Source organism: Streptomyces sp. NPDC007983 (assembly GCF_042958345.1).
GTDB lineage: Bacteria > Actinomycetota > Actinomycetes > Streptomycetales > Streptomycetaceae > Streptomyces.
Genome location: NZ_JBIBJI010000001.1, coordinates 440,693 through 456,752 on the forward strand (window position 1 = coordinate 440,693; position 16,060 = coordinate 456,752).

Sequence of the window (16,060 nt, forward strand, 5' to 3'; positions counted from 1 at the left end):
GAGGCATCATGCGCTGTGTCATCGCCCGCTTCCCCTTCGACCTCACCAAAAGCGGCGTCCTGGAATCCATGAAGGGCGTCATGCCCGAGGAAATCGTCGGCGAGTCCGTGACCATCGGCCGCCGCACCTACCCCGTCAAACAGGTCGGCCAGGTCATCACACGCCAGGACCGCCGCGATTTCAGCGCCGGCGAAGTCCTCCGGGCCATGACCCAGCTCGGCTTCACCTGCCGCGGCCTTCCCCAGGCCGCCGCGCCCACACGCGCTCTCAACCCGCTCCAACAGGCTTCCGCGATGCTCGGCGCCCCCGCGGCCATCTGACCGACGGGCAGGCGCGAGCCGCCATCAAAGCAGCGGTGAGGGTCCGACCGGAATGCGCCGGTCGGACCCTCACCGCGTACCGAGGGGATTCTCGGCGCGACAGTGGGTCAGCGGTCGGAGTAGCTGAAGTCGCCCATGGTCCAGGCACTGACGTCCTCGATCGCTACCCGGTACATCCCACCCGTCTCCGGGATCCCCACCGCGCCCTGCAGAATCCGCGCCACATGAAAATGCAGATGCGTGGGCGGTTCCGCCTCGCGCGTCGCAGCGGTGAACACGGCGGAGAAATCGCTCAGGCGGGCCGAGTCCGCCAAAACCTCCGACACCCGCTGCCTCCACACGGCTTCCGGAGCCAGCCGCCCCGTGATGACAGCACCACCCGCGACCACGGTCAGAGACATCTGATTGCTGTGCCCGGACTCCACCAGGGCGGCGACGTCAACGAGCAGTCCGTCAGGCTTCGACATGAGAGACGATTTTAATCACCGGCCGTCCGGGCAGCTGAAGCAGTGGTGCTCCATGAAAAATGCAAGATCGAACTGCGCAGACGAGGACGACGCGGGGCCGGGGGAACGGCACCCCCGAGTCAGGTCTCCCACGACGCCGGGGTCGACGTGCCCGGGGAGCGGATCCACCCGAAACCCAACATGCGCTGGGACGGCAGGTACGGATTCCGGCGGTTGAGTGGGCTGGCTGGTCGGCCGACGAGTCGGTGCGAAGACGCTGCTGGGCCAAGGTCTACCGCACCGCGTCCACCGAGGACTGCTGGTTCTTCATCGGCGGGATCTCCAGTACAGGCCATGCCAGCTTCAGGGCGGCCTCGCGGCCGGGCAGGACTCGACGGGCACGGTACCGGGCCACCTCTACGGATACCAGCTCGTGCACGGCGTCATCCCTCGCCTCGGGTGGGGAATCGACAGCCCGACGGTGTGCACGCCTGCGACAACCGCTCCTGCCAGCAACCGGCCCATCTACGACTCGGCACACCAGCGGAGAACCGCGCCGAGTGGCTCGCCCGGCGCCGAGACCCTGGCAGCCCACTGGCAGACCTCCGCGGGCCCGCCGGCCGCTCGCGAGCGACCGGTGCCGCCATCCGCGCCGGCAGAGCGAACCGCGATTCCGGCCAAGAGGTCGCGGTTCGCATTCAAGCCGCGGTCGCGGCAGGTCGACCGCTCAGCCTCTGGTAACCGACGTCGGTACCGGCTGGATGAGCCCGTGGACTGCGTCCCCGGCGGCGGTCGCGGTCGGCTGGGTTGCCAGTCCATTCCTCCAGCCACCCCACCGTTACGCTTAGTTATCCAGATGGCACGCGCGATACTCTGTCCCGGTCTCCGGGAAAACCGCAGGTGAAACGGGTCACGTGGAGGGGTTCAAATCCCACCGCTACCGCTCTTACACTCCTCTGGCTTGCGGAAACGCAGGGCAGAGGGGTGTTTTGCCATGGGCACGTCCACAGCAGTCGTGTGGACACGTCCCGGCACGTGAGCCCCATATGACCCCGGCTATGTGGGTCCGACCGTCCGAACTGGAGGACCACACGTGACCTCGAACATCGCCGCGTTCACCGCCCCGAGCCCCGAGCGGCCGCCCGCGTCGGTCCCCGTCGACTGGGCGGCGGTCGAGGGGTGGCTCGGGGTGTCGCTGCCGGACGACTACAAGCGGCTGGCCGACGCCCACGGGCCGTTGGACTTCGGCGAGTTCGTATGGATCCACGTGCCGTGCGTCCAGGAGGGCCACTTCGACTACGGGGAATGGCTGCGCGACACGCACCGCTCAGCCCGCATCAGGAGCCGTGCACTGCCGGAGTCGGAACGGCCGGCCTTCCACCCGGCCCCCGGCGGACTCCTCGCCTGGGGCGAAACCCGCGGGAGCGACGTGCTGTTCTGGGACACGTCCGTCTCGGAGGATCCCGACCAGTGGACGGTGGTCGTCCTCCACACCGGCCCCGTCCCCGGCAGCGGGCTCCTCCCCTGGCACCGGTACGACCTCACGCTCACCGGCTATCTGCGGCATATGGTCCGCGAGACCTGGGAACTCCCCTCTCCGCCCGGCCCTCTGATGGGCCCGCTGCCCGGCACCCTCGCCCGCACCGGCTTTCTGCCGGAGGCCAGGCCCTGGACGCCGCCCGAGCCCACCGTTCCCCGCCTCACCGGGGCCGAGCGCCGCGTCGCCCTGGAAACCGGCACCGGGCTGGATGCCCTGCGCCTGCTGTCCCCGCCGCCCGAAGCGCCGTATCTGGGTGGCGGTACCTGGGAGGGGCTCTTCGAGGAGCTGGGCACACGGCTGCCACAGGACTACGTGGCCCTCTTGGACCTGTACGGCGCCGGGTGCTGGAGCGAATGGCTGCGTTTCCACACCCCGCTGCGCCCGGCCGGCCGGGGTTTCGTCCGGCACGTCGAGTCGGCCCTGGACGGCTACGGGCAGCTCAAGGAGACATACCCGGAGGAATTTCCGCTCGCGATGTGGCCCGAGCCCGGCGGCTTTCTGCCCTTCGCCAATTCCATCGACGGCGACTACCTGGGCTGGCTGGCCGAGGGCGATGATCCAGACGCCTGGCCCCTGATCGTCTGGCCCCGCCACGCCCGGCAGGGACGGCCGTGGGACCGCGGCCTCGTCGACGCGCTCCTCACCTGGCAGCGCGGCACCTTCGTGACCGCCGGGCTGGCGGCGCTGGACGAGGACGACGACCCCGTCGAGTGCGCGGGGTTCGAGCCCTGGGGCGACCACGCCTACTGGTGAACTGCCCACCGGTTGTTCCCGTCGCCCACGTCAACTGCCTCTCCGGTGAAACGATGTGTACATGTCTTCTTCCGGAGCGGCCATCCGGCCCGCGAGCCACGCCGACCTGAAAGCCGTGGCCGACATCTACACGCACTATGTCCGCCACAGCGTGATCACCTTCGATGAGACGCCCCGCTCCGCCACCGACTGGGAGCAGCTGCTGGGCTCCCTCACCGTCCGGGGTCTGCCCTTCCTGGTCGCCGAACTGTCGGGCGCCGTGGCCGGGTACGCGTACGCCGCTCCGTGGCGTCCCAAGCCCGCCTACCAGTACACGGTGGAGGACACGATCTACCTCGCCCCCGACGCCACCGGCCAGGGGCTGGGCACCGCCCTGCTGGGCCGCCTGATCGCCGAGACCACCCGGGCCGGGAAGCGGCGGATGATCGCGGTCATCGCGGACACCGGTGGCGACGGCACCGGCAGCGACGCCTCGACAGCGCTGCACCGGCGCTTCGGCTTCGCCGAAGCGGGCCGGCTGACCGCCGTCGGCCACAAACACGGCCGCTGGGTCGACACGATGCTCCTGCAACGGTCCCTGCCGGAGCCGGATTCCGAATGAGCGGCGGGGGCTGGGCGCGCGGGCGGCATGCTGTCGGGCAGGGCGGGTAGTCGGCAGGCACGCCTCACAGAGGAGTGCTTCGTCATGATTTTCGCCATCGTCGGCATCTGTGTCGTTCTGGCCGTGCTGGCCTTCCTTGTGCCCCGCCTGTCCCGCCACCCCGAACGGGGCGCCCAGCGCACCCTGGGCGCCGGTTCACGCGCTGGCGGCAAGGCCCCCGGCATCCTGGGCCGGCTCCTCAGCAAGCCCTTCCGCAGCAGCTCCAAGGCAGTTGGCCGCAGCGGCTCCGCCGGCCGGCGCGCCCGGGGCCACATGCCGTTCTAGGCGCTATGGCGCTGGAGATCACCGCCTGAGACGCTCAGGAGGGCGGTGGCGTGTTCGCCGCGTCCAGCTTCTCCAGCGTCCCCTGGAGCCAGCCGCGGGCCCCGCCCATGTGCAGTGCGAAGCGCGCATGGGACAGGGGCCGGGTCAATGGGTTGCGGCGGTGGGCACGCGCCGCCTTCTCCGCGGCCCTGATGGCCTTGACGGCGAAGGAGAGCCGCAGCTGCAGATTTTCGGGCTCCGTGACGTCGACCAGTTCCGCGGCGCAGGTGACGACCTTGTCGGCGGCGCCGTCCAGTTCGTCGGCTGCACGGCGGATGCTGGACGGGTCGTCGAAGGTCACGATCAGGTCGTGGACCTCGCGTAAGGCGGCTATGGCTGCTGTGGACATGCGCATAGCATGCCGTAACCGGAACCTCGGCCTCTGGCCGCGGGGTGGCGGTCGCGCACCAATCCCTGGCCCGGCCCGGAGGACTGGACCAGGGACGGCTTCCGCGCGTACGGCCCTGAGGCTTACTGCGGGGGCTGCTGCTGCGGCGGCGGTTGCTGGGGCGGAGGCTGCTGGGGCGGAGGCTGCTGGGGCGGGGGCTGCTGCGGAGGAGGCGGCGGGGGCGGTTGCTGCGGAGGAGGTGGCGGCGGGGGTTGCTGCTGCTGGTTCTGCTGGTTCGGGTCCGTCGGCTGCTGCGGCGGGGGCTGCTGCTGGGGCTGCTGGTTCTGCCCCGGATCGGACGGCTGCTGGTTGGGCGGCGGTTGCTGGCCCGGATCGGACGGCTGCTGCCCGGGATCGGTGGGCTGCTGCCCCGGGTCCGACGGCTGCTGGCCGGGGTCCGTGGGCTGCTGGCCCGGGTCCGTGGGCTGCTGGGACTGATCCGGCGGCTCGGACGGGTCCATTGACGGGGTCTCGGACGGGCGGATGGTCTCCAGACCCAGGGGCGAGTGATGCTTGATCCTCTTCGGCGCCTCCGCCAGGTTCGGAGCGTTCTGCTCGCCCGGCATCGCCAGGTACTTCGGATAGTGGGACGGGGACAGCACCACGTCCCGCGTCTTCTTGCCCTTGGCCACACCGATCACCCGCCGGAACAGCTCCGACTTACCGGCCGTCACCACGGTGATCCGCTTGACCGCGTCCGGAGCCGGCCGGATGACGGTGACCGCGTTCCGGGAAAAGCCGGACCACTGGGGGCCGGTGAACGTCAGCTCGGCGCCCTTCTTCGGGGCCGCCGCACGGATGGGGTTGCCGGAGGCGCACTTCACGACCGGCATGCCCTTCCTGTCGACGAACACGGCGGTGCCCGCCTGGAGAACGGTGGCCGCGGGTTTCACCCGGCCCTGGTAGCCGTACGTCCTGGCGTAGGTGTCCGACCGCAGGACGACGCCGGAGAGCCGGTGCACATACGCCCGTATGCGCTCCGGCCGGATGTGCTGGACCTTGCTCCACGCGGCGGCCTTCTTCGGGGCCGCCTTGAGGTCGTGCATCAGCTCCTGCCGGTCGCAGGCCCGCCGGCCCGGGGTCCCGGCGTAGAGGCCGGGGGTGTCGCCCTGGAAGGCCCGGCCCCCGTTGGAGGGCGAGACCACATGCCGGCGGTCATGGCCGACGGCGGAGGTGAACGCCGGTACCGAGGTCTTCCCGATCGGTTCGCGGCGGTATTCGGCCGTCGCGGCCCACCCGGAGGGGGTGACCGTCCCCAGGACCGCCACGGCGGACACGACGGCGACGGATCCGGCGGCAAGTCCTGATCGGCGCGAGGTGAGATGCCATGAGATCGAGCGCATGTCCGTTTCCCTTCCCTCGGCCCCCATCCTGCGCTCGGCCCGCGGATCGCCGCGTCCCCCGAAACCCCGACATCCGCCCCCACCTTCGGGGGACCGGCCCGTCTCCCCCATCCGCGGAACCCGGCATGACGCAGAACCGCCCCCGGTCCGGTGGCCCGGACCGGGGGCGGCCGCTGCCCCTCGCGGTTCTGTGGAGGAATTCTCCGAACATCACGGAACATCGCGGATATATCCCTCTTCTTTAGACTAAACGCAAAACCCCGTCCACGCTCCTGGAGGGAGAAGGCGATGACCGGCCCTGTCGTCGCGGGCGTCGACGGCTCGGAGCGCAGCCTGGTGGCGGCGGAGTGGGGCGCGCGGGCGGCCCTCCGCCGAGGGGCCGGGCTGCGGCTGACGCACGCGTGTCCGCCGCTGCCACGCAGGGTCTCCCCGGTGCCCGGATGGACCGCGTGGCAGCACGTGGGCGAGCAGATGCTGCGCCGCACGGCCGACGAGTTCAGGGGCCGCCACCCCGGCCTCGACGTCGAGGGGGTGCACACCGACACCGAACCCGAGCAGGCCCTGCTCGCGGCCGCGGCGGACGCCGCGCTGCTGGTCGTCGGGGCACGCGGCTGGGGCGGCTTCGACGGGCTCGCGGTCGGATCGGTGGCGCTGTGCGTGGCGGCCACCGCGGACTGCCCCGTCGTGACCGTGCCCGACACGGCGGCGCGACCGTCCGCGATGGACCAGGACGCCGACGAGGTGGTGGCCGGCGTCAACGCGCATGACCCGGCGGACGAGACGATCGGCTTCGCCTTCCGCGCCGCCCGGGAGCGGGACGCCCTGCTGCGGGTCGTCCACGCGTGGGCACTGCCCCCGGCCTCGCCCTCCGCCTGGATGCTGACCGTGCTGGAGGAGGACCGCGGCATGTGGGAGGACCAGGAGGGCCAGGTGGTCTCCGACGCCCTGCGGGCATGGCGGGATAAGTGCCCCCAGGTCCCGGTGGTGCCGGATGTGGTGCTGCTGGGTCCGGCACAGGCGCTGGTGCGGGCGTCGGAGCGGGCCCGGCTGCTGGTCGTCGGGCGCCGCACGAGCCCGCGGGTGGCCGAGCGCAGCCTGGGCCCGGTCGCGCACGCGGTGCTGCACCACGCGCACTGCCCGGTGGCCGTCGTACCGCACCCCGCCTGACCACGGACGTACGCCCTCACCCCCCCGTCAGCCCATGCCGTCTCCCCTCCTCCGAAGCTCAACTCCGACTCCGACCCCGACCCCGACCCCGACCCCGAATCCGACTCCGCGAAGAACACGCCTCATCCGAAGAACACGCCGAACTCCGCGTAGAGCGCGGGGTCGACGGTCCTGATCCCGGCCGCGGCCTCGGCGAGCGGTACGCGCACGACGTCCGTACCGCGCAGCGCGACCATGACGCCGAACTCCCGGTCCATCACCGCGTCGACCGCGCGCAGCCCGAAGCGGGTGGCCAGCCAGCGGTCGAAGGCGCTGGGCGTGCCGCCGCGCTGTATGTGCCCGAGCACGGTGGTGCGGGCCTCCTTGCCCGTGCGGTCGGCTATCTCCCGGGCCAGCCACTCCCCGACGCCGGACAGCCGCACATGGCCGAACGCGTCCAGCGCCGAGTCCTTGACCACCATCTGCCCCTCCTTCGGCACGGCCCCCTCCGCCACCACCACGATCGGCGCGTACCTGATCTTGAAGCGGTCCTCCACCCAGCCGCAGACCTGGTCGACGTCGAAGGGCTGCTCGGGTATGAGGATGACGTTGGCGCCGCCCGCGATGCCCGAGTACAGGGCGATCCAGCCCGCGTGGCGGCCCATCACCTCGACGACCAGGGTGCGGGTGTGGGACTCCGCGGTGGTGTGCAGCCGGTCGATGGCCTCGGTGGCGATGTTGACCGCGGTGTCGAAGCCGAAGGTGCTGTCGGTGCCCGCGACGTCGTTGTCGATGGTCTTGGGCACGCCGACCACGTGGATCCCCTCGTCCGAGAGGGCCGCGGCGACCCCGAGGGTGTCCTCACCGCCGATGGCGATCAGGGCGTCCACGTCATGGTCGGCGAGCGTCTCCCGGACCCGGCGCACCCCGTCCTCGCTGGCCAGCGGGTTGGTGCGGGAGGAGCCGAGGATGGTCCCGCCGCGGGGCAGGATGCCGCGCACGGCCGGCACGTCCAGCGGCACGATCCCGCCGTCGAGGGCGCCGCGCCAGCCGTCCCGCACCCCGACGAAGTCGAGCCCATGCACCTCGACGCCCTTGCGGACGATGCCGCGGATCGCCGCGTTCAGCCCTGGGCAGTCGCCACCACCGGTCAGCACCCCGACACGCATCTCCGCCTCCCTCCAGGACCTTCGATCCCGCCCCTCTCCAGAGTCCACCCATCGTCGCCCGGGCGCCCACTCCACGAAGCCCGCACCTGTGGATCACCTGCCGGATGATCGGACTGATAAGACTGATGCTTCCGCGGTGTGGATAGACTCCGCCGCGGTTGCCCCAGGGGACACAGCGCGAGAGGCAGTACGAGATGGCCCAGGCGAAGAAAATCGCTCTCTACATGCTGATCGTCTTCGTGCTGTACACGATCATCAAAACTCCGGCGCGGGCAGCCGATCTCGTCCAGGTGGGGTTCGAGGGCATATCGGACGCCGCCAAGAGCGTCGGTGAGTTCATGAGCGAACTGGTCAACTGAACCAGTCGCCCGGGATTGAGCAGCCGGGTGATCAGCAGCCGGGTGATCAGCAGCCGGGTGATCAGGGGCTCCGCCTTCTGAGTACCGACTTCCGCGTACCGACGGAAGCAGCCGCCCCACTATGGGGCAATTTCGCCACCAACACGTAGTAAAGCGGTGCTTGCACACAGTGCACATGTCTTGTGATGCTATGACCGCTTTGCCGGGTGAGTACATCGTGAAGGGGTGGCGTGACCGTGTCGGCCCGTACCGCGCCCAGAACCCCGCCCCGAGGCGATGGCGGCAGAGGCGACGGCGGCAGCGAGAGCGGCAGAAGCCGCGGGGCTGACGCCAGAGCCCTCACCCAGGTGCTCTTCGCCGAGCTGTCCGGCCTCACCCCCGGCACCCCCGAGCACACCCGGGTGCGCGATGCGCTGATCGAGGCCAATCTGCCGCTGGTCCGCTACGCCGCCGCCCGCTTCCGCAGCCGCAACGAGCCCATGGAGGACGTGATCCAGGTCGGCACGATCGGCCTGATCAACGCGATCGACCGGTTCGACCCGGAGCGCGGCGTCCAGTTCCCGACCTTCGCGATGCCCACCGTGGTCGGCGAGATCAAGCGCTACTTCCGCGACAACGTCCGCACCGTGCACGTACCGCGCCGGCTGCACGAGCTGTGGGTGCAGGTCAACGGCGCGACCGAGGACCTGACGGTGCTGCACGGCCGCTCGCCGACCACCGCCGAGATCGCCGAACGGCTGGGGCTGGGCGAGGACGAGGTGCTGGCCTGCATCGAGGCCGGGCGCTCGTACCACGCCACCTCGCTGGAGGCCGCCCAGGAGGGCGACGGACTGCCGGGGCTGGTCGACCGGCTCGGCTACGAGGACCCGGCGCTCGCCGGAGTCGAACACCGCGACCTGGTGCGCCACCTCCTCGTACAGCTGCCCGAGCGCGAGCAGCGTATCCTTTTGCTCCGTTACTACAGCAATCTGACTCAATCTCAGATCAGCGCCGAGTTGGGTGTCTCGCAGATGCATGTGTCCCGGCTGCTGTCCCGCAGCTTCGCCCGGCTGAGATCCGCAAATCGGATCGAACCGTCATCGTGACGGGGGACCCCCTCCCCGGCCCTTCGGCGCTGTAATGTCGACATGGCGCTACAGCGTGTTGCCGACATGTGACATTCTGCAGGAGTCGCGTTTGACGCGGCCCGACCTCCGGTATTGAGGGGGAGGCTGCGTTGAACGCTTCAGAGCGCAACTGGGATCCGTCCGCGACCTCAAGGGGGTGGCATGTCCGTAGAACTGGGCAGCTCGAAGGTGCTCACCAACGACGCACCGCACGTGCTTGACGACTGCGACGCCATCGACACCCGCACCCTCTCCCGCTCCCTCTTCCTGCGGCTTTCCGCACTCGACCGGGACAGCGAGGAAGCCGGATATGTACGTGACACCCTCATCGAGCTGAACCTTCCGCTGGTGCGTTACGCGGCGGCCCGGTTCCGCAGCCGCAACGAGCCGATGGAGGACATCGTCCAGGTCGGCACGATCGGCCTGATCAAGGCGATCGACCGTTTCGACTGCGAACGGGGCGTGGAGTTCCCGACCTTCGCGATGCCGACCGTCGTGGGCGAGATCAAGCGCTTCTTCCGCGACACCAGCTGGTCGGTGCGCGTGCCGCGGCGGCTGCAGGAGCTGCGGCTGGCGCTGACGAAGGCCAGCGACGAGCTGGCCCAGAGCCTCGACCGCTCCCCGACCGTCACCGAGCTGGCCACGGCGCTCGGCGTCTCCGAGGAGGACGTGGTCGACGGGCTCGCGGTGGGCAACGCCTACACCGCGTCCTCGCTGGACTCCCCCTCCCCGGAGGACGAGGGCGGCGAGGGCTCCCTGGCCGATCGGCTCGGCTACGAGGACAGCGCCCTGGAGGGCGTGGAGTACCGCGAGTCGCTGAAGCCGCTCCTCGCCAAACTGCCCCCGCGCGAGCGCCAGATCATCATGCTCCGCTTCTTCGCCAACATGACGCAGTCCCAGATCGGCGAGGAGGTCGGGATCTCTCAGATGCATGTCTCCCGGCTGCTCACCCGGACCCTGGCCCAGCTGCGCGAGGGACTCATCGCGGACTGACCCTGTACTCCTGACGGGCCGTCAGCCACACTGGCCCGATGCGACCCGCAGGGAGCCGGACAACGGGCCGCCGAGGCACGGCACTCGCCACCTCGGCGGCCGCGCTGTGCCTGGGCGCGCTGCTCGGCGGCTGCGCCGGTAGCGGCCAGGGCCATGTCGCGACCGGGGCGGCCGGACCCGGCGACGAGCGGGCCCCGACGAAGGCCGTCCCTCCGGAGGGCGGCGTCGACCTGGTGCCGCTGGACCGGGGCGACGACTCCGGCGAGCGCCGCCGGACGGACGGGAAGAGCGCACCGGGCGCGGCACCGGGGACGGCCGGTGCGGAAGAGACGAGCGGCGCGCCCCCCACCACCGCGTCCAGTACGCCCACGCCCGGTCCATCGGCGCCGGCGTCGTCGCGGCCCCCGAGCACCGGCTCCGCCGGCGCACAGGACGGCGACGGCGATACGGGCCGGGGCGGGGAATCGAGTCCAGGCGGCGGTACGGGCTCCACCGGCGGACGTACGAACGACGAACCCGCGCCCTCGTCCCCGCCCGGCGGCACGTCTCCCGCGCCCTCCACGCCCTCCGGACCGGCCGCCCTGAAGGTCGGCGACCCCGAGCGCACGGCAACCGACGAGCGCTGGTGCGAGAAGGTGACCGTCGAGTTCCGCAACACCGGTGGGCTGCCCGTCGTATCGGGCAAGGTGACGCTCTCGACGCACGTCATCGACGCGCTCGGCCTCGACTGGGCGACGCTGGAGTCGAAGCGGAAGCTGCCCGCGCCGATCGGCGCGGGTCAGAAGCGAGTACGGACCTGGAAGGTGTGCGTGGACGCCTGGCGGGTACCCCTGGGGATGCACATCGAGACCCGGGACGTCTCGGTCGACTGGAAGCCTTGGAAGCCTCCGAAGCCCCGGAAATCCGGGGCACCCGAGGTGTCCTGAAGGTCTGACAGGTCCCGAGGGACCGGCGGATCAGGCCAGCGCCAGCCAGGCCACCGCTGCGACGATGACCACCGCGGCGACCACACCGACGATCACGCCGACCCGCGAGCCGCCGCTCGACGTGGCGGCCGTCTGCGGCTGCCGTCCGCCGTCGTCGACGAACGCACGGAACATCTGGGTGGAGCCGGCCGGGTCGTTGTTGCCGTTGGGGCTCTGCGGGTTGTTCGCCATGGGCCCAGACCCTAGCGAACGCGCGGATTCCCGCCCACCCCTGGGTCACTCCAGGCACCTCCCACCTCAGTGGCCCCATTTGACCGATAAGAGGACAAGCCTTTAAGAGGAATTTACTACCTCAACCCACCCAGTCATTTGCCTGTAGCAACTAACTTCCTCTATGGTTGCCTAAAGCAACCTAAAGTCTCAAGGAGGTGCGATGGCAGCGCAGAGCCAGTACGAAGAGCTGGCCCGTCAGCTCAGCGCCATCGGCACCGTCAAGCGCGGTTTGGGTCGCGTCCTCCCGGCCGACTGCCCGGCCGGCTCGGCCGTCGTCCTCATGCTCCTCGACCGCTACGGCGAGATGCGCATGAGCAAACTCGCCGAGCTGCTCGGCATCGACATGTCGGTCACCAGTCGCCATGTGGCCCACGTCGCCGATCGGGGCTGGGTGGACCGCAAGCCCGATCCATTTGACCGGCGCTCGCGGCTGCTGAGCATCAACGCCAACGGATTGACTCTGCTCAGCCAGGTGTCGGAGCGCTACACGCAGGCGCTTGCGCACTGTCTGAGCGACTGGTCGGACGAGGACGTCGGCCACCTCAATGAACTTCTCGCCCGGCTGCGGTCGAGCTTCGGTGACACCCGACACCGGCTCCTGCCGCACCAGGTCGAAAGCACCACCCGTACACCCTCGCAAAGTTAAGGACATTCATGGCAACGACCACACCGGACGGCGGTGTGCGGGGACCCGCGGGGCACCCCGCCCACGCCAAGCACGGCGGAGGAGGACACCACGGCCATCAGGGCCAGGGTGCCGACGCCGCGGCGCCGATGACCCACCGGCAGATCATGGAGGCGCTCTCCGGGCTGCTGCTGGGCATGTTCGTCGCGATCCTGTCGTCGACCATCGTCTCCGCCGCACTACCCAAGATCATCGCCGACCTCAACGGCAGCCAGTCGTCCTACACCTGGGTGGTCACCGCAACCCTGCTGGCCATGACGGCCACCACCCCGCTGTGGGGCAAGCTGGCCGACCTCTTCAGCAAGAAGCTGCTGGTCCAGATAGCCCTGCTGATCTACGTCGCGGGCTCGGTGGTCGCCGGCCTGTCGCAGAACCCCGGCATGCTGATCGCCTGCCGAGTGGTCCAGGGCGTCGGCGTCGGCGGCCTGTCCGCCCTCGCCCAGATCGTCATGGCCGCGATGATCTCCCCGCGCGAGCGCGGCCGCTACAGCGGCTACCTCGGCGCGACCTTCGCCGTCGCGACGGTCGGCGGTCCGCTGCTGGGCGGCGTGATCACCGACACCGACTGGCTGGGCTGGCGCTGGTGCTTCTACGTCGGCGTGCCGTTCGCGGTCATCGCGCTGGTCGTGCTGCAGAAGACCCTGAAGCTCCCGGTCGTGAAGCGGGACGTCAAGGTCGACTGGGGCGGCGCTTTCTTCATCAGCGCCGCGGTCTCGCTGCTGCTGATCTGGGTGACCTTCGCCGGTGACAAGTACGACTGGATCTCCTGGCAGACCTACGCGATGGTCGGCGGTGCGATCGTCCTCGGCCTGCTCTTCGTCCTGATCGAGTCCAAGGCGAGCGAACCGATCATTCCGCTGCGTCTCTTCCGCAACAAGACGATCACCCTCGCCTCGCTGGCCTCCCTCTTCGTCGGTATCGCGATGTTCGCCGGCACCGTCTTCTTCAGCCAGTACTTCCAGCTGGCGCGCGGCAAGACGCCGACGATGTCCGGCATCATGACCATCCCGATGATCGGCGGCCTGTTCGTCTCCTCGACCATCTCCGGTCAGGTCATCACCAAGACCGGTCGGTGGAAGGCATGGCTGGTCACCGGCGGTGCGCTGGTGACGGCGGGCCTCGGGCTGCTGGGCACCATCCGGTACGACACCCCGTACTGGCACATGGCGATCTACATGGCGCTCATGGGCCTCGGCATCGGCATGATGATGCAGAACCTGGTCCTGGCCACGCAGAACCAGGTGGCCCCGCAGGACCTCGGCGCGGCCAGCTCCGTCGTCACCTTCTTCCGCTCCCTGGGCGGTGCGATCGGTGTCTCGGCGCTTGGCGCCGTGCTCGCCACCCGGGTGACCGACTACGTCAAGGACGGCCTCGCCGAGCTCGGCCCCAAGGGCCGGGCGATGGGTCACGGCGGCACCGGCGGCGGGGGCATCCCCGACGTGCAGGCCCTGCCGCAGCCCATGCGCACGATCATGGAGAGCGCCTACGGGCACGGCATCGGGGACGTCTTCCTGTTCGCCGCCCCGGCCGCGCTGCTCGCCTTCCTGCTCACCCTCTTCATCAAGGAGGTCGCGCTGCGCACCAACACGGGCTCGCCGCAGACCGCCGAGGACGCCCCCGCGGGCGACGCGGCCCCCGCGAACGCCACGGCCACCGCGGAGACCGGCCACGGCCGGACCGAGGAGCGGGAGCCCGCCCTGGTGGGCGCCCCGTCCGCCGATCTGTCCACGCGGGACTCCGATCGCGCCACTGCCGCCGCGGTCGCCCCGCAGCGCCTGGCGGCGTACGCCTCGGCCGGTGACGGCGGATCCGGACACCAGCCCCGGCAGGGCGTGCACGGCTTCGTGCGGAACGCGGAGGGCGGCGCCGTGCCGCGCGCCGCGGTGACGCTGATCTCGCTCGCCGGGCGGCAGCTCGGACGTTCGGTGGCGCACACCGACGGCTCGTACGCCCTGGACGCCCCCGGCTCCGGCTCGTACGTGCTGATCGCGGCCGCCGACGGCCACCAGCCGCAGGCCTCCACGGTCGTCGTCGGCGACGAACCGCTCGGCTTCGACATCGTGCTGTCGGCCACCAGCGGGCTCGTGGGCACCGTGCGCGGCGCCGACGACGGACAGCCGGTGGACGCGGCCATGGTCGTGGTCACCGATGTCCGCGGTGAGGTGCTGGCCACCGGCAAGACCGGTGAGCAGGGCGAGTTCAGCTTCGAGGAACTGGTCGCCGGAACCTTCACGGTCGCGGTGAACGCGCCCGGCTACCGGCCCTCCGCGCTGCCCGTCGAGGTCGGCTCCAAGGGCCTGACCCGGCTGGAGATCGCGCTGCAGGCCGGTGCCCGGGTGCAGGGCACCGTACGGGCCGGGGCCGACCGGCGCCCGCTGCCGGACGCGCGGGTCACGCTGGTCGACGCGGCCGGGAACGTGGTCGCCAGCGCCACCACCGGGGAGGACGGCGCGTACGCCTTCACCGACCTGGACGCGGGCGACTACACGGTCATCGCGAGCGGCTACCCGCCGGTCGCGGGCAACCTGACGGTCGCGGGGCACGGGATCGACGGACACGACGTCGAACTCGCCCACCCCGGCGACTGAGAACTCCGGGGCGTGGGGCGTGCGCAGAGCGGAGACGCGCCCCCGCCCCGGACCGGGCGGCGTGCGATTCCGCCGGACCCGGAACCCGGATCCGGGCAGCGGTGTACATCAGGCAGGGGACGGCCTCACACCGCTGCTCGGGCCCGGGCGCGGAAGAAACACAGCACCACGGGAGCAGGAGACGACACGCGGCATGACGACCACTGGGGCAGGAGCAGGCGGGGGAGCGGGGCTGCGGGCCCGGATCCTCACCCGCGACGGATGGGCGGTGCAGCACGCGGTGCTGACCGTCACCGATATGACGGGCGGGCAGGTGCTGCGCGCCCAGGCCACCGAGGACGGTTCGGTGCGCAGCGAGGAGCCGCTGCCCCCCGGCCCGTACACGATCATCGCCACGGCGGTGGGGTACGCACCGGTGGCGTCCACGGCGATCGTCACGGTGGCCGGGCGCGCCGATGTGGGCACGCTGGTGCTGGCCCGGCAGGGCGGGGTGGAGCTGCCGCCGCCCGGCGCGTGGACGCTGGATCCCGCGCATTCGACCGTCGGGGCCGTCGCGCAGCATCTGGGGATCTCCAGCGTGCACGGGCGGTTCACGGACTTCGGCGGGCAGATCGAGATCGCCGAGGACATCGAGAAGTCGCGGGTCGAGGCGGTGATCCAGGCAGCCAGCATCGATACCGGTAACGAGATGCGGGACGGCCATCTGAAGTCGCCCGACTTCCTGAACGTGGAGCAGTTCCCGGTCCTCACCTACACGAGCACGCATCTGAGCGCGGCCGGCCCGGACCGGTGGACGGTGCACGGGGAGCTGTCCATGCACGGTGTGGTGCGGGACGTGGACCTGGACCTGACCTATCTCGGGACCGGCCCCGACCCCTGGGGCGGGGTGCGGGCGGCCTTCCGGGCGACCGCGGAGCTGCGCCGTGAGGACTTCGCGATGAACTACAACCAGGTGGTCGCGGCGGGCATCGCGGCGATCGGTACCACCCTGCGGGTGGAGCTGGACATACAGGCCGTCCAGGGCGAGGAGCTTCCGGCGGCGGCATGACGGCCGCGGTGCC

The 16,060-nt window shown here is 70.7% G+C and carries 18 protein-coding genes; 12 read left to right on the forward strand and 6 right to left on the reverse strand.

Annotation, left to right across the window (positions count from 1 at the left end):
• The first annotated feature begins 8 nt into the window (after positions 1–8).
• Complete coding sequence (locus ACFZCY_RS02090) at positions 9–320, forward strand: SCO5918 family protein (RefSeq protein ID WP_391168652.1); 312 nt, start codon at positions 9–11, stop codon at positions 318–320.
• Between the two features lie 107 nt (positions 321–427).
• Here the strand turns inward: ACFZCY_RS02090 and ACFZCY_RS02095 are convergent, their stop codons facing one another.
• Positions 428–787, reverse strand: coding sequence for a hypothetical protein (locus ACFZCY_RS02095; RefSeq protein ID WP_391168653.1), 360 nt, complete (start codon positions 785–787; stop codon positions 428–430).
• A gap of 271 nt (positions 788–1,058) precedes the next feature.
• Complete coding sequence (locus tag ACFZCY_RS02100; protein ID WP_391168654.1) at positions 1,059–1,205, reverse strand: hypothetical protein; 147 nt, start codon at positions 1,203–1,205, stop codon at positions 1,059–1,061.
• A 654-nt stretch (positions 1,206–1,859) separates the two neighbouring features.
• Between ACFZCY_RS02100 and ACFZCY_RS02105 the strand changes: the two genes are divergently transcribed.
• From ACFZCY_RS02105 to ACFZCY_RS02115, 3 genes are all read left to right on the forward strand, one after another.
• Positions 1,860–3,059, forward strand: coding sequence for a hypothetical protein (locus ACFZCY_RS02105; protein ID WP_391168656.1), 1,200 nt, complete (start codon positions 1,860–1,862; stop codon positions 3,057–3,059).
• A 61-nt stretch (positions 3,060–3,120) separates the two neighbouring features.
• The gene (locus ACFZCY_RS02110) at positions 3,121–3,660 is read left to right on the forward strand and encodes a GNAT family N-acetyltransferase (RefSeq protein WP_391168658.1); all 540 of its coding nucleotides are present in this window, start codon (positions 3,121–3,123) and stop codon (positions 3,658–3,660) included.
• 84 nt (positions 3,661–3,744) lie between these two features.
• Positions 3,745–3,984: a DUF6411 family protein gene (locus ACFZCY_RS02115; RefSeq protein ID WP_391168660.1), complete on the forward strand. Its 240-nt coding sequence runs from the start codon at positions 3,745–3,747 to the stop codon at positions 3,982–3,984.
• 34 nt (positions 3,985–4,018) lie between these two features.
• Here the strand turns inward: ACFZCY_RS02115 and ACFZCY_RS02120 are convergent, their stop codons facing one another.
• Both ACFZCY_RS02120 and ACFZCY_RS02125 read right to left on the reverse strand, forming a co-directional pair.
• Positions 4,019–4,372, reverse strand: a complete 354-nt coding sequence (locus tag ACFZCY_RS02120; RefSeq protein ID WP_391168662.1) for a hypothetical protein — start codon at positions 4,370–4,372, stop codon at positions 4,019–4,021.
• A 122-nt stretch (positions 4,373–4,494) separates the two neighbouring features.
• On the reverse strand, positions 4,495–5,754 hold the full coding sequence (locus ACFZCY_RS02125) for a DUF6777 domain-containing protein (RefSeq protein ID WP_391168663.1): 1,260 nt from the start codon (positions 5,752–5,754) through the stop codon (positions 4,495–4,497).
• 288 nt (positions 5,755–6,042) lie between these two features.
• Here ACFZCY_RS02125 and ACFZCY_RS02130 point away from each other — a divergent pair, with 288 nt between their 5' ends.
• Entirely contained in the window at positions 6,043–6,921 is an 879-nt protein-coding gene (locus ACFZCY_RS02130) for a universal stress protein (RefSeq protein ID WP_391168665.1), read from the forward strand.
• 122 nt (positions 6,922–7,043) lie between these two features.
• On the opposite strand, the gene ACFZCY_RS02135 is transcribed toward ACFZCY_RS02130, so the two are convergent.
• The gene (locus tag ACFZCY_RS02135; protein ID WP_391168666.1) at positions 7,044–8,069 is read right to left on the reverse strand and encodes an ATP-dependent 6-phosphofructokinase; all 1,026 of its coding nucleotides are present in this window, start codon (positions 8,067–8,069) and stop codon (positions 7,044–7,046) included.
• A 158-nt stretch (positions 8,070–8,227) separates the two neighbouring features.
• On the opposite strand from ACFZCY_RS02135, the gene ACFZCY_RS02140 reads away from it, so the two are divergent.
• From ACFZCY_RS02140 to ACFZCY_RS02155, 4 genes are all read left to right on the forward strand, one after another.
• Positions 8,228–8,428: a hypothetical protein gene (locus tag ACFZCY_RS02140; RefSeq protein WP_391169427.1), complete on the forward strand. Its 201-nt coding sequence runs from the start codon at positions 8,228–8,230 to the stop codon at positions 8,426–8,428.
• 230 nt (positions 8,429–8,658) lie between these two features.
• A complete protein-coding gene (locus ACFZCY_RS02145) occupies positions 8,659–9,513 on the forward strand; it encodes an RNA polymerase sigma factor SigF (RefSeq protein WP_361476974.1) in 855 nt (284 codons plus the stop codon).
• A 183-nt stretch (positions 9,514–9,696) separates the two neighbouring features.
• Complete coding sequence (locus ACFZCY_RS02150; protein ID WP_361476977.1) at positions 9,697–10,527, forward strand: RNA polymerase sigma factor SigF; 831 nt, start codon at positions 9,697–9,699, stop codon at positions 10,525–10,527.
• A 38-nt stretch (positions 10,528–10,565) separates the two neighbouring features.
• Positions 10,566–11,453, forward strand: coding sequence for a hypothetical protein (locus ACFZCY_RS02155; protein WP_391168668.1), 888 nt, complete (start codon positions 10,566–10,568; stop codon positions 11,451–11,453).
• Positions 11,454–11,483: 30 nt separating this feature from the next.
• On the opposite strand, the gene ACFZCY_RS02160 is transcribed toward ACFZCY_RS02155, so the two are convergent.
• The gene (locus tag ACFZCY_RS02160) at positions 11,484–11,684 is read right to left on the reverse strand and encodes a hypothetical protein (RefSeq protein WP_391168669.1); all 201 of its coding nucleotides are present in this window, start codon (positions 11,682–11,684) and stop codon (positions 11,484–11,486) included.
• 202 nt (positions 11,685–11,886) lie between these two features.
• On the opposite strand from ACFZCY_RS02160, the gene ACFZCY_RS02165 reads away from it, so the two are divergent.
• The 3 genes from ACFZCY_RS02165 (at position 11,887) to ACFZCY_RS02175 (ending at position 16,047) form a co-directional block, all read left to right on the forward strand.
• On the forward strand, positions 11,887–12,372 hold the full coding sequence (locus ACFZCY_RS02165; RefSeq protein WP_391168670.1) for a MarR family transcriptional regulator: 486 nt from the start codon (positions 11,887–11,889) through the stop codon (positions 12,370–12,372).
• Positions 12,373–12,380: 8 nt separating this feature from the next.
• On the forward strand, positions 12,381–14,999 hold the full coding sequence (locus ACFZCY_RS02170; RefSeq protein WP_391168672.1) for an MFS transporter: 2,619 nt from the start codon (positions 12,381–12,383) through the stop codon (positions 14,997–14,999).
• A 193-nt stretch (positions 15,000–15,192) separates the two neighbouring features.
• Entirely contained in the window at positions 15,193–16,047 is an 855-nt protein-coding gene (locus ACFZCY_RS02175) for a YceI family protein (RefSeq protein ID WP_391168674.1), read from the forward strand.
• Positions 16,048–16,060 lie beyond the last annotated feature (13 nt).

Excerpts from the sequence above, each read along its gene's own strand:
- ACFZCY_RS02090 (WP_391168652.1), top strand. The coding sequence starts at position 9 with ATGCGCTGTGTCATCGCCCGCTTCCCCTTCGACCTCACCAAAAGCGGC.
- ACFZCY_RS02095 (WP_391168653.1), bottom strand. The coding sequence starts at position 787 with ATGTCGAAGCCTGACGGACTGCTCGTTGACGTCGCCGCCCTGGTGGAG.
- ACFZCY_RS02110 (WP_391168658.1), top strand. The coding sequence starts at position 3,121 with ATGTCTTCTTCCGGAGCGGCCATCCGGCCCGCGAGCCACGCCGACCTG.
- ACFZCY_RS02115 (WP_391168660.1), top strand. The coding sequence starts at position 3,745 with ATGATTTTCGCCATCGTCGGCATCTGTGTCGTTCTGGCCGTGCTGGCC.
- ACFZCY_RS02120 (WP_391168662.1), bottom strand. The coding sequence starts at position 4,372 with ATGTCCACAGCAGCCATAGCCGCCTTACGCGAGGTCCACGACCTGATC.
- ACFZCY_RS02125 (WP_391168663.1), bottom strand. The coding sequence starts at position 5,754 with ATGCGCTCGATCTCATGGCATCTCACCTCGCGCCGATCAGGACTTGCC.
- ACFZCY_RS02130 (WP_391168665.1), top strand. The coding sequence starts at position 6,043 with ATGACCGGCCCTGTCGTCGCGGGCGTCGACGGCTCGGAGCGCAGCCTG.
- ACFZCY_RS02135 (WP_391168666.1), bottom strand. The coding sequence starts at position 8,069 with ATGCGTGTCGGGGTGCTGACCGGTGGTGGCGACTGCCCAGGGCTGAAC.
- ACFZCY_RS02150 (WP_361476977.1), top strand. The coding sequence starts at position 9,697 with ATGTCCGTAGAACTGGGCAGCTCGAAGGTGCTCACCAACGACGCACCG.
- ACFZCY_RS02155 (WP_391168668.1), top strand. The coding sequence starts at position 10,566 with ATGCGACCCGCAGGGAGCCGGACAACGGGCCGCCGAGGCACGGCACTC.
- ACFZCY_RS02160 (WP_391168669.1), bottom strand. The coding sequence starts at position 11,684 with ATGGCGAACAACCCGCAGAGCCCCAACGGCAACAACGACCCGGCCGGC.
- ACFZCY_RS02165 (WP_391168670.1), top strand. The coding sequence starts at position 11,887 with ATGGCAGCGCAGAGCCAGTACGAAGAGCTGGCCCGTCAGCTCAGCGCC.
- ACFZCY_RS02170 (WP_391168672.1), top strand. The coding sequence starts at position 12,381 with ATGGCAACGACCACACCGGACGGCGGTGTGCGGGGACCCGCGGGGCAC.
- ACFZCY_RS02175 (WP_391168674.1), top strand. The coding sequence starts at position 15,193 with ATGACGACCACTGGGGCAGGAGCAGGCGGGGGAGCGGGGCTGCGGGCC.